At 67.4% G+C, this 10,444-nt stretch carries 12 protein-coding genes; 5 read left to right on the top strand and 7 right to left on the bottom strand.

What is annotated here, in order from left to right; all coding sequences use genetic code 11:
- Window positions 1-18: 18 nt before the first annotated feature.
- Genes QLH51_RS17720 through QLH51_RS17700 form a run of 5 tightly spaced genes read right to left on the bottom strand, consistent with a single transcriptional unit; the run spans window position 19 to window position 1,843 of the window.
- On the bottom strand, window positions 19-876 hold the full coding sequence (locus tag QLH51_RS17720; RefSeq protein ID WP_164516232.1) for a TraB/GumN family protein: 858 nt from the start codon (window positions 874-876) through the stop codon (window positions 19-21).
- Window positions 873-1,007, bottom strand: coding sequence for a hypothetical protein (locus QLH51_RS17715; protein ID WP_283514650.1), 135 nt, complete (start codon window positions 1,005-1,007; stop codon window positions 873-875). The genes QLH51_RS17720 and QLH51_RS17715 overlap by 4 nt, the downstream gene beginning before the upstream one ends.
- Window positions 1,000-1,200, bottom strand: coding sequence for a helix-turn-helix transcriptional regulator (locus tag QLH51_RS17710; protein WP_125661855.1), 201 nt, complete (start codon window positions 1,198-1,200; stop codon window positions 1,000-1,002). Before QLH51_RS17710 ends, QLH51_RS17715 begins: the two co-directional genes overlap by 8 nt.
- The gene (locus tag QLH51_RS17705) at window positions 1,197-1,616 is read right to left on the bottom strand and encodes a hypothetical protein (RefSeq protein WP_125661858.1); all 420 of its coding nucleotides are present in this window, start codon (window positions 1,614-1,616) and stop codon (window positions 1,197-1,199) included. The genes QLH51_RS17710 and QLH51_RS17705 overlap by 4 nt, the downstream gene beginning before the upstream one ends.
- Before the next feature lie 41 nt (window positions 1,617-1,657).
- Complete coding sequence (locus QLH51_RS17700) at window positions 1,658-1,843, bottom strand: hypothetical protein (RefSeq protein ID WP_125661861.1); 186 nt, start codon at window positions 1,841-1,843, stop codon at window positions 1,658-1,660.
- Between the two features lie 210 nt (window positions 1,844-2,053).
- On the opposite strand from QLH51_RS17700, the gene QLH51_RS17695 reads away from it, so the two are divergent.
- From QLH51_RS17695 to QLH51_RS17675, 5 genes are all read left to right on the top strand, one after another.
- A complete protein-coding gene (locus tag QLH51_RS17695; protein WP_125661923.1) occupies window positions 2,054-2,920 on the top strand; it encodes a glycine--tRNA ligase subunit alpha in 867 nt (288 codons plus the stop codon).
- Window positions 2,917-5,385, top strand: a complete 2,469-nt coding sequence (glyS, locus tag QLH51_RS17690) for a glycine--tRNA ligase subunit beta (protein ID WP_125661864.1) — start codon at window positions 2,917-2,919, stop codon at window positions 5,383-5,385. The genes QLH51_RS17695 and glyS overlap by 4 nt, the downstream gene beginning before the upstream one ends.
- Before the next feature lie 100 nt (window positions 5,386-5,485).
- Window positions 5,486-8,146, top strand: coding sequence for a pyruvate, phosphate dikinase (gene ppdK / locus QLH51_RS17685; RefSeq protein WP_125661867.1), 2,661 nt, complete (start codon window positions 5,486-5,488; stop codon window positions 8,144-8,146).
- A gap of 8 nt (window positions 8,147-8,154) precedes the next feature.
- Entirely contained in the window at window positions 8,155-8,349 is a 195-nt protein-coding gene (locus tag QLH51_RS17680) for a hypothetical protein (RefSeq protein ID WP_164516233.1), read from the top strand.
- Window positions 8,334-8,741 carry a hypothetical protein gene (locus QLH51_RS17675; RefSeq protein ID WP_125661873.1) on the top strand — a complete coding sequence of 136 codons (408 nt, stop codon included), beginning with the start codon at window positions 8,334-8,336 and terminating at the stop codon, window positions 8,739-8,741. Before QLH51_RS17680 ends, QLH51_RS17675 begins: the two co-directional genes overlap by 16 nt.
- A gap of 89 nt (window positions 8,742-8,830) precedes the next feature.
- On the opposite strand, the gene QLH51_RS17670 is transcribed toward QLH51_RS17675, so the two are convergent.
- Both QLH51_RS17670 and QLH51_RS17665 read right to left on the bottom strand, forming a co-directional pair.
- Window positions 8,831-9,370, bottom strand: a complete 540-nt coding sequence (locus QLH51_RS17670) for a hypothetical protein (protein WP_125661876.1) — start codon at window positions 9,368-9,370, stop codon at window positions 8,831-8,833.
- A 78-nt stretch (window positions 9,371-9,448) separates the two neighbouring features.
- On the bottom strand, window positions 9,449-10,441 hold the full coding sequence (locus QLH51_RS17665) for a type II secretion system F family protein (protein WP_125661878.1): 993 nt from the start codon (window positions 10,439-10,441) through the stop codon (window positions 9,449-9,451).
- Window positions 10,442-10,444: the final 3 nt, after the last annotated feature.

The following is a 10,444-nucleotide window of genomic DNA, read 5'->3' as shown; positions in this document are numbered from 1 at the left end:
GTAACACGGCGGGGGCTGCTATCGCACCCGCGATACCTCCACCCCCAGCACCTGCAACCGCGCCTGCACGCTGCCCGGCCCCGTCAGATGCCCCGCACCGACCGCGACGAACCTCGTGCCCGGCCGGCGCATCCCCTTCGCGATCTTCCCCGCCCATGTCGCATTGCGCCGGTCGAGCAGGGCGGTCCGCACCGCGGGGCCGGCCTCGTCCATGTCGCTCGCCAGCAGCCGGTCGAGCGTCGCGACGTCACCCCGGCCCCAGGTCGCGACGATCCGGTCCATCGCCGGCACGGGATCGGGATCGGCCAGGACGCGGGCGAGCATCGTGCGCTGTGCCGGTTGCGGCAGGGCGGCGAAGATGCCCAGTTGCCGGTCGAGCGTTTCTAGCGGCTCGATCGCGGTGCCGCTGCGCCCGGCCAGCGTCGCCAGCAGCGTTTCGGGCGCAGGCGCGGCGCTGTAGCCGGCGCGGGCGAGCGGTTGCGCGGCCAGCGTCGTCGCGGCGAACCACGGGTCGGTCGCGTCGAACGCCCGCGCCGGAAAGCCCAGCGCGCGGGCGCGCTCGCGCAGGCGGCGATCGAGGGCGACGGGCAGGGGCGCGGGGCGGACCGGCGCTACCCTGACCAGCGCGGCGGTCATCGCATCGGGATCGACCGGCGGGATTTCGAGGACCAGCGTGTCGCTGTCGGCAAAGGCCCGTGCGACCGGCCCGGCCAGCCACGGTGTTCCCGGCCGCAACCGGTGCACCGTGCCGAACAGCCAGATCGTCGTATCGGCATCGCGCGCGACCCACAGCGCCGGGGCCAGCACCGCCGGCGCCGCGACCGGACTGGCCAGCGACCACCAGCCGAGCAGCGCGGCGACGACCCGCGCGATCATCCGCGCAGGCGCTGGACGATGCGGGTCGCGACCAGCGGCGCCACGATCATGGTCGCCGCCGCTACGGCGACCCATGTCCACCGCCGCCGCTTGCGTTGCCGCTCGCGCGCGGTTTTCCAATCGTCAACCATCGGCATCATCCTCGAAAATATCCTCGATCGGCAACCCGAACAACCGGCTCATGCGAAAGGCGAGCGGGAGCGAGGGATCGTGCTTGCCGGTCTCGATCGCGTTCACCGCCTGTCGCGACACGTCGAGCCGCCCGGCGAGTTCGGCCTGGCTCCAGTCGCGTTCGGCGCGCAGGATCTTCAGGCGGTTCTTCACGGTGCGACCCGCGGCCAGGCGAATACTGCCAGCCCCGCCAGCAAGGCGACGACCCAGGCGTACATGATGCCGAAGGGGTGGCCGACAAAGAAGATCGGGGGAACGCCAAGTCCCAGCACCATGCCGCTGACCGCGAACCCGTCGATCAGGCGACGGCGCTCGAACTCATCGCTCTGGCGGTACAGGCCTGCGACGCCGATCAGTGCGACCGCTACTACGATCGTCCAGTAAGCGATCGGTATCCAGATCGGGAAGCGGCCATCCCGCATCGCGCCGCCGCGAACCGCGTACTGGCGCGCGGTGAGGCCGAGCAGGAACGGTGATGCCATCAAGGCGAGGGTGACGCCGGCGACCCAGACGGCGCGCGTGCGCTGACGGACGGCGGCACGACGTTCACCCCATCGGGCATCGGACATGTCTGGTTCCTTTGGGTATGGTGGCGGCGAAGCAGGCGGCGTCACCGCCATGACAGCGACACCGCCGCATCGCCGAGGTGTGCGGCAAAGGCGACGCCGCCGGTCGTGGCGACCGGTGCGGCGGGCGGCGTGGCCCGATCGGTGCGGTCGGCCGCCATGGCGGCGACGGTGGCGCACAGCGCGACGACGAGCAGGATGGGACGGTGGGTGTCGGGGCGGGGCATCATGTGGCCTTCCATGTCAGTGATGGATGACAATATGTCGTGTTTACCTGACTATCTATCGGGTGATTCGCGCGGTATGTCAATACTACCTGACATAATATCAGTCGGACCTGACATGCGGTTCGCTTGACCCTTGCGCTGCGATCCGGCTAGGCGCGGGGCTTCTCCGCACTCAAAGGCGAAACCATGTCCGCCCCGCTCAGCTTCCAGAAGATGATCCTGACGCTCCACGATTACTGGAGCGATCGGGGCTGCGTCATCCTGCAACCCTATGACATGCGGATGGGGGCGGGGACGTTCCACCCGGCGACGACGCTGCGCGCGCTGGGGCCCGAGGCGTGGAACGCCGCGTTCGTCCAGCCATCACGCCGGCCGACCGACGGGCGCTATGGCGAGAACCCGAACCGCCTCCAGCATTATTACCAGTATCAGGTGATCCTGAAGCCTTCGCCGCCGGATTTGCAGGAGTTGTACCTCGGCAGCCTCGCGGCGATCGGGATCGACTTCACGCAACACGACATCCGCTTCGTCGAGGACGACTGGGAGTCGCCGACGCTGGGCGCGTGGGGGCTGGGCTGGGAAGTATGGTGCGACGGGATGGAAATCACCCAGTTCACCTATTTCCAGCAGATGGGCGGGTTCGATTGCAAGCCGGTCGCGGGCGAACTGACCTACGGCCTCGAACGCCTCGCCATGTACATCCAGGACAAGGACAGCGTCTACGACCTGGCGTTCAACGATGCCGGTGTAACGTATGGCGACGTGTTCCTCGAAAACGAGAAACAGATGTCGAAATGGAATTTCGAGGTCGCCGATACCGACGGGCTGTTCGACCTGTTCAGAAAGGCGGCGGCGGAGTGCGAGAACGCGCTGGCCCATGACGTGCCGATCGCGGCCTATGAACAGGCGATCGAGGCGAGCCATGTGTTCAACCTGCTGAATGCGCGCGGCGTGATCTCGGTCGCGGAGCGGCAGGCCTATATCGGCCGCGTGCGCGATCTGGCGAAGGCATCGTGCGCCAAGTTCATCGAGACGCAGACGCCCCAGTGGCAGGCGAAGTTTCCGGGGTGGGTGGCATGACGGATTTCCTGCTCGAACTGCGGTCGGAAGAAATCCCGGCACGGATGCAGGCGAAGGCTAGAGAGGACCTGTCGAAGCTGTTCGTCGGCGAACTGGCGAAGGCGGGGATCGCGGCACCGCGGATCACCACCTATGCGACGCCGCGCCGGCTCACGCTGATCGCGCACGACCTGCCGGAGCGGACCGAGCCGGTGCGCGAGGAGGTGAAGGGGCCGCGCGCGTCGGCGCCGCCGCAGGCGCTGGAAGGGTTTCTGCGCAAGACCGGGCTGACGCGCGAGGCGCTGACCGAGCGCGACGGCGTGTTGTTCGCGGTGACCGAGGTGCCGGGGCGCGAGACCGCGCAGGTACTGGGCGCGGCGATCCCGGCGATCGTGCGCGCGTTTCCGTGGCCCAAGTCGATGCGCTGGGGCACGGCGTCGCTCAGCCCGGAGTCCCCACGCTGGGTACGGCCGTTGCAGGGGATCGTCGCGCTGTTCGGCAGCGACGTGGTGCCGTGCGAAGTCGCGGGCGTGACGAGCGGGGCGGTGACGCTTGGCCACCGCTTCCACCATGCCGGCCCGATCACGATCGGCTCGGCGGGCGACTATGTCGAGAAGCTGCGGGCGTGCCACGTCATCGTCGATCAGGACGAACGCGCCGCGATCATCGCGGTCGGCGCGAAGATGGCGGCGCAGGGCGCGGGGTTGCGGCTGGTCGAGGATGAGGGGCTGCTGGCGGAGAATGCCGGCCTCACCGAATGGCCGGTGCCGTTGATCGGGCGGTTCGACGAAGCGTTTCTCAGCGTGCCGCCGGAGGTGATCCAGCTGACCGCGCGGGTGAACCAGAAATATTTCGTGTGCCGCGATGGTGAGGGCAGGCTGGCGAATGCGTTCGTCTGCACCGCGAATATCGACGCGGCGGATGGCGGCGAGCGGATCGTCGCGGGCAACGCCAAGGTGCTGGCGGCGCGGCTGTCGGATGCGAAGTTCTTCTACGAGACCGATCTGAAGACGCGGCTGGAGGACCAGTTGCCGAAGCTCGACAAGATCGTGTTTCATGAGAAGCTGGGCACGGTCGCCGACAAGGTCGAGCGGGTGGCGAAGCTGGCGCGGTGGCTGGTCGAGAGTGGGGTCGTAAAGCCCTCTCCTCTTCAGGGGCGTTCCGGGTCGGTTGTGCCCCCGGCACAACCTCAACAGCGCGGGGCGCTGTTGACCCGGAACGGGTTGGGAGAGGGGAATACCCCTCCGGCTTCGGCGCTTGCGGACACGCCCCTCTCCCCGGCCCTCTCCCCTGAAGGGGAGAGGGAGGCGCTTGCCGACATTGCCGAGCGGGCCGCACGGCTTGCCAAGGCCGATCTGGTCACCGGGATGGTCGGCGAGTTTCCCGAATTGCAGGGGCTGATGGGTAGCTATTATGCCGCTGCGCAGGGCGAGCCGGTCGAGGTCGCCGAGGCGGTGCGCGATCATTACAAGCCGGTCGGGCAGGGGGATGAGGTTCCGACTGCGCCGGTGACGGTTGCGGTGGCGTTGGCGGACAAGCTGGATACGATCGCGGCATTCTTTTCAGTGAATGAGCTGCCGACCGGATCGAAAGATCCTTATGCACTCCGACGTGCAGCTCTTTCGGTCATTCAAATAATCATATCGAACAAAATTCGAGTTTCTGTGCGCGATGCTATAATGCGTTTAGCCGGCGATAGATTGATAAAGGAGTCTGTGGCTGGTGGTGATTCGAGTAGTTTAAGAGAAGCATTTATGCGGAGTCCGTTGTCGGATATCGACGATGGGTCGTTTATGAAAATTTCCAACGCAATTAACGATGCTGAACGTAGCAGACTTAGGACATCACTGCCTGCTATTGCCGATAGTATACGTAAATCTGGTAGCAGCACGCTCGCTTTCTTTGCCGACCGCCTAAAGGTCCAGCAGCGCGAGGCCGGTGTACGCCACGACCTGATCGATGCGGTGTTCGCGCTCGGGGGCGAGGACGATCTCGTCCGCCTGCTCGCCCGCGTCCATGCGCTGCAAGCCTTCGTCACCACCGAGGACGGGGCGAACCTGCTCGCCGGGTACAAGCGGGCTGCCAACATCCTCAAGAAGGAAGCGCCGGGCACCAGCAAGCATATAGCGGAAACCGGCGAGGAAGACCCGCTGTCGGAGGTCGAGGACCCCGAGTTCGCGTCGATTGCCGCCGAATATGTGCGGACCGAGCGCGAGAAGCGCGAGTATGACCGGGAACCGGCCGAGGCGGCGCTGATCGCGGCGCTCGATGCGGCCGAACCGCGCGCGCAAGCGGCGATCGAAGCGGAGGATTTCGGCGCGGCGATGGCTGCGCTCGCGTCCTTACGCGCGCCGATCGATGCGTTCTTCACCGACGTGACGGTCAACGATGCCGACCAGAACAAACGGACCGCGCGGCTGGCATTGCTGGCGCGGGTGCGCGACGCGGTGCACCGGGTCGCCGATTTCTCGAAAATTGAGGGCTGACCTGTCGGTTTAACCCGTTTAACGGGGCGTCAGGCCATCGGCCTTCGAATCGGATACCCCGTCGCGGCCCGGCCGCGCCGGAGAGCATGGGGAAACGAGCATGACGCAGTATGTCTATCGCTTCGGCGGCGGGGTTTCGGACGGGGGATCGGGCGACAAGGTGCTGCTGGGCGGCAAGGGCGCGAACCTTGCCGAAATGGCGTCGATCGGGCTGCCGGTGCCGCCGGGCTTCACCATCGCGACGACGATGTGCACGCGCTATTACGACGAGGGCCAGACCTTTCCCGCGAGCGTGCAGGACGAGGTGAAGACCGGGATCGCGCATATCGAGGGGATCACGGGCAAGCGCTTCGGCGACGCCGCCGACCCGTTGCTGGTGTCGGTCCGCTCGGGCGCGCGCATCTCGATGCCGGGGATGATGGACACGGTGCTGAACCTTGGCCTGAACGACGAAACCGTCGAGGGGCTGGCGAGCGTGTCGGACGATGCGCGCTTCGCGTGGGACAGCTATCGCCGCTTCATCCAGATGTATTCGGACGTGGTGCTCGAACTGGACCATGGCCGGTTCGAGGAAGCGCTGGAGATCGCGAAGGAAGATCGCGGCTATTATCTCGACACCGACCTGACCGCCGACGACTGGCGCGCGCTGGTGGCCCAGTACAAGGATATCGTCGTCGAATTGTGGGGCAAGCCGTTCCCGCAGGACGTGCACGACCAGCTGTGGGGCGCGATCGGCGCGGTGTTCGGATCGTGGCAGGCGGACCGGGCGAAGGTCTATCGCCGGCTGAACGACATTCCGGGCGACTGGGGCACGGCGGTCAACGTGCAGGCGATGGTGTTCGGCAACATGGGCGACACGTCGGCGACCGGCGTGGCGTTCACCCGCGATCCGTCGAAGGGCGACAACGCCTATTACGGCGAATTCCTCATCAACGCGCAGGGCGAGGACGTGGTCGCAGGCATCCGCACGCCGCAGTACCTGACCCGTGCGGCGCGCGAGGCGGCGAACGCCAAGCCGCTGTCGATGGAAGAGGCGATGCCCGACGCGTACGGCGAACTGGCCGCCGTGTTCGACCGGCTGGAGCGGCATTACCGCGACATGCAGGACATCGAATTCACGGTGCAGCAGGGCAAGCTGTGGATGCTCCAGACCCGGTCGGGCAAGCGCACCGCGAAGGCCGCGCTGAAGATCGCGGTCGACATGGCCGAGGAAGGGCTGATTACGCGCGAGGAAGCGATCCTGCGCGTCGACCCGCAGGCGCTCGACCAGCTGCTCCACCCGACGCTGGACCCCAAGGCGACGCGCGACGTGCTGACCAAGGGGCTGCCGGCATCGCCGGGTGCGGCCAGCGGCATCGCGGTGTTCGACAGCGACACGGCCGAGCGCCGCGCGAACGCGGGTGACGCGGTGATCCTGATCCGCACCGAAACCTCGCCGGAGGATATCCACGGCATGCACGCGGCGCGTGGCATCCTCACGGCGCGGGGTGGGATGACCAGCCACGCGGCGGTCGTCGCGCGCGGCATGGGGCGCCCGTGCGTGTCGGGCGCTGGGTCGATCTCGATCGATGCGAAGGCGGGCGTGATGAAGGTCGCGGGCCGCGAGATCCGCGAGGGCGACATCGTCACGATCGATGGCGCCACCGGCGAGGTGATGGCTGGGCCGGTCGCGACGGTGCAGCCCGAACTGGCCGGCGATTTCGGCACGCTGATGGAATGGGCCGACGGCGTCCGTCGCCTGAAGGTGCGTGCCAATGCCGAAACGCCGCTCGATTGCCGCACCGCGCGCGATTTCGGCGCGGAGGGCATCGGGCTGTGCCGCACCGAGCACATGTTCTTCGAACAGTCGCGGATCACCGCCGTGCGGCAGATGATCCTAGCCGAGGACGAGGCGGGACGGCGCGCGGCGCTGGAGCGGTTGCTGCCCGAACAGCGCAGCGACTTCGTCGAGATTTTCGAGGTGATGGTCGGGCTGCCCTGTACCATCCGCCTGCTCGACCCGCCGCTGCACGAATTCCTGCCGCATCAGGAAGCCGAGTTCGCCGAAGTGGCCGAGGCGGCGGGGATCGCCGTCGACCAGTTGAAGCGCCGCGCGGCCGAACTGCACGAGTTCAACCCGATGCTGGGCCATCGCGGCTGCCGGCTGGGCGTGACGTATCCCGAAATCTACGAGATGCAGGCGCGCGCGATCTTCGAGGCGGCGGTGATCGTCGCCGAGAAGTCGGGCGAGGCGCCGATCCCCGAGGTCATGATCCCACTGGTCGGCACCAAACGCGAACTGGAGCTGATGAAGATCGTGGTCGACAAGGCCGCCGAGGCGGTGTTCGCCGACAAGGGCCGCCGGATCGAATATCTGGTCGGCACGATGATCGAACTGCCGCGCGCGGCATTGAAGGCCGGCGAGATCGCGGAGGCGGGCGAGTTCTTCTCGTTCGGGACCAACGACCTGACGCAGACGACGCTGGGCGTCAGCCGCGACGACGCCAGCCGGTTCCTGGGAGCCTATGTCGAAAAGGGCATCTATGCCCGCGATCCGTTCGTCTCGATCGATGTCGAGGGCGTGGGCGAGCTGATCGAACTGGCGGCCGAACGCGGGCGCAGGACGCGGCCCGACATCAAGCTCGGCATCTGCGGCGAACATGGCGGCGACCCGGCGTCGATCGCCTTCTGCGAACAGGTCGGGCTCGACTATGTCTCGGCCAGCCCCTACCGGGTGCCGATCGCGCGGCTGGCAGCGGCGCAGGCAGCATTGAAGAAGTGAGTAGCAGGATGGCGAACGATGCGGCACGGGTGACGAAGGACGGATTCGATCGCGTCGGCCCGTTCCATCCGGCGTTCGCATGGGGCGCGGTGATCGTGTTCGACCTGCTGGTCGTGATCGCCGTCCTGCTGGCGGTGACCAAGATCGGCGACAAGGTCGAGGATGTGGTGTTCCCGGGCGGCCCGGAGTGGGTGACGTTCTGATGCGCCATGTCGCCGGCTGGATCGGCGGCGTGGCGCTGTCGCTGTCGGTGTCGGCCGGTGTGCTCGCGGCGCCGGCGGGGTCGCGGGTGATCGGCAGGCAGGACCGGGTGGTCGCGGGCGGCAAGCGGGTCTGCGTCGTCGATTTCGTCTATGCCGGGCGGGCGCCGGAGGACCTCTTCTGGGAGGAGCCATGCGCTGTGGTGACGGCGAAGATGGTCGACCGGCGCGAACTGGAGGCGCTGGATCGCTGGGCGCGGCTGGATGCGGACCAACAGCGTTTCGTCGAGCGGATGCCGGGCGGGCGGGTGCTGTACGTCGCAGGCCGGTTCAGCGCCTCGGTCTATCCGGTGGACATCACCGGGACGAGTATCGAGGTAACCGTCGCGGACTGAAGGCGAGGGGGGCCGGCCGCGGTTGCCCTGACATCATTACCCTCCGCGCCCCGCTTGCGGCGGGGCTACGCAGGTAATGCAACGAGGGTTCACCCCCACCGGCTGCGATGGTCGTCGTCATGGCCCTCGCGCAGCATCGCCGCCTGTTCGCGCCAGCGTTCGCCGTCGATCGTGCCGGGGCGCAGGCGAAGGTCGTCCTCCAGCGCGCGCTCGTCGGCTTCGGTCAGGTTCTCGATCGCGCGATAGGTCTTGATCCCGCGGGCGCCGAGCGCCTGTTCGAGATCGGCGTCGATGCCGCGGATGCGCGACAGGTTGTCGCGGCCCCAGCCGAAGAAACCGCCGCCACCGCTGCTGGCGGTCGCCGCCGCGGTGGTCGTCGCGGCCGCAGTGGTCGCGGTTCCGCGGTCCTTCGCCAGCCGGTCGCGCTCCACCTCGATCTCGCGCAACCGTTCGTCGCGGGTCTTGATGTCGGCGGCGACTTCGGCGCGATACGCCTTGTGCGCCGCTTCCTCGTCACGGAACCGCTGCTTCCACTTCTTCCCGCCCGAGGAGGAGGCGAGGCCGAGCAGCCAGCCCGCGAACAGCAGGAGGGCCAGCACTGCGAACTGGGTCGGCGTCTGGAACAGCATGATGGCGGGCCCCTGTAATGGTTACGGGGCGATAACGGTCGGGGGCGGGCGGCGTTCCCGCGCGCCCCCTTCCGCGCCTTACTTGCCGAACGCGTCGCTGATGCTGCAGGCGGCCGGACCCAGGATGACGACGAACAGCGTCGGCAGGATGAACAGGATCAGCGGCACGGTCATGATCGCGGGCAGGCGTGCGGCCTTTTCCTCTGCGCGCATCATGCGTTCGTTGCGGAATTCGGCCGACAGGACGCGCAGCGCGCTGGCCAGCGGGGTGCCGTATTTCTCGGTCTGGATCATGGTCGTTACCACGCCCTTCACCGCGTCGAGGTTGATCCGCATCGCGAGGTTCTCGAACGCCTGGCGGCGTTCGGTCAGGAAGCCCAGCTCGATCGCGGTGAGCGAGAATTCCTCGCCCAGTTCGGGATAGGCGCGGCCCAGTTCGCGGGCGACCCGGGTGAAGGCGGCATCGACGGTCAACCCGGCCTCGGCGCAGATCACCAGCAGGTCGAGCGCGTCGGGCAGCCCCTTGCGGATCGCATCCGACCGCTTGGTGATCTTGTTCTTGAGATAGATGTCGGGCGCCTTGTAGCTCAGGATGAAGGTCCCGGCGACGAGGCCGTACGCCTTGAGCGGCGACCAGTCGGCGAAGGCGTCGGTGCCATAGACGATGTAGAGCATCGGCAGGCCGAGCGCGATCGGCAGCACCAGCCGGCCGAAGATGACCGCCACCGCCCAGTCCTTCGACCGGATGCCCGCCTGCATCAGCTTGAGCTGCGCGACCTTGAGCTGCGAATCCTGCAGGACTTTCAGCGACGACAGCAGCTCGCGGATGCGGTCGGTCGCCTCGTTCTTCTGCACCAGCTTGGCGCGGCGCTTGCTGGTCGAGGCGGTGATGCCCGCCTTCAGCTGTTCGCGCCGGTCGTTCAGCGCCTTCACCCGCCGCGCCATCGGATCGCGACTGGAGGTGGCGACGTAGATGGCGAACATGACGAACAGCGCGGCCATCGCGGCAAGGATCGTCGCGGCGTTGACCACGTCGATGCCAAGCAGGGTCGGATTGGGGTTGGCGGTCATCGC

This window comes from Sphingomonas sp. 2R-10, assembly GCF_030062225.1.
GTDB lineage: Bacteria > Pseudomonadota > Alphaproteobacteria > Sphingomonadales > Sphingomonadaceae > Sphingomonas.
This window is presented reverse-complemented; position numbering and strand designations above follow the sequence as displayed.

What these genes read in the sequence shown, in the direction of transcription:
- QLH51_RS17720 (WP_164516232.1), bottom strand. Translation starts at nt 876, where the DNA reads ATGATCGCGCGGGTCGTCGCCGCGCTGCTCGGCTGGTGGTCGCTGGCC.
- QLH51_RS17695 (WP_125661923.1), top strand. Translation starts at nt 2,054, where the DNA reads ATGATCCTGACGCTCCACGATTACTGGAGCGATCGGGGCTGCGTCATC.
- QLH51_RS17680 (WP_164516233.1), top strand. Translation starts at nt 8,155, where the DNA reads ATGGCGAACGATGCGGCACGGGTGACGAAGGACGGATTCGATCGCGTC.
- QLH51_RS17700 (WP_125661861.1), bottom strand. Translation starts at nt 1,843, where the DNA reads ATGATGCCCCGCCCCGACACCCACCGTCCCATCCTGCTCGTCGTCGCG.
- ppdK (WP_125661867.1), top strand. Translation starts at nt 5,486, where the DNA reads ATGACGCAGTATGTCTATCGCTTCGGCGGCGGGGTTTCGGACGGGGGA.
- QLH51_RS17665 (WP_125661878.1), bottom strand. Translation starts at nt 10,441, where the DNA reads ATGACCGCCAACCCCAATCCGACCCTGCTTGGCATCGACGTGGTCAAC.
- QLH51_RS17705 (WP_125661858.1), bottom strand. Translation starts at nt 1,616, where the DNA reads ATGTCCGATGCCCGATGGGGTGAACGTCGTGCCGCCGTCCGTCAGCGC.
- QLH51_RS17670 (WP_125661876.1), bottom strand. Translation starts at nt 9,370, where the DNA reads ATGCTGTTCCAGACGCCGACCCAGTTCGCAGTGCTGGCCCTCCTGCTG.
- QLH51_RS17715 (WP_283514650.1), bottom strand. Translation starts at nt 1,007, where the DNA reads ATGGTTGACGATTGGAAAACCGCGCGCGAGCGGCAACGCAAGCGGCGG.
- glyS (WP_125661864.1), top strand. Translation starts at nt 2,917, where the DNA reads ATGACGGATTTCCTGCTCGAACTGCGGTCGGAAGAAATCCCGGCACGG.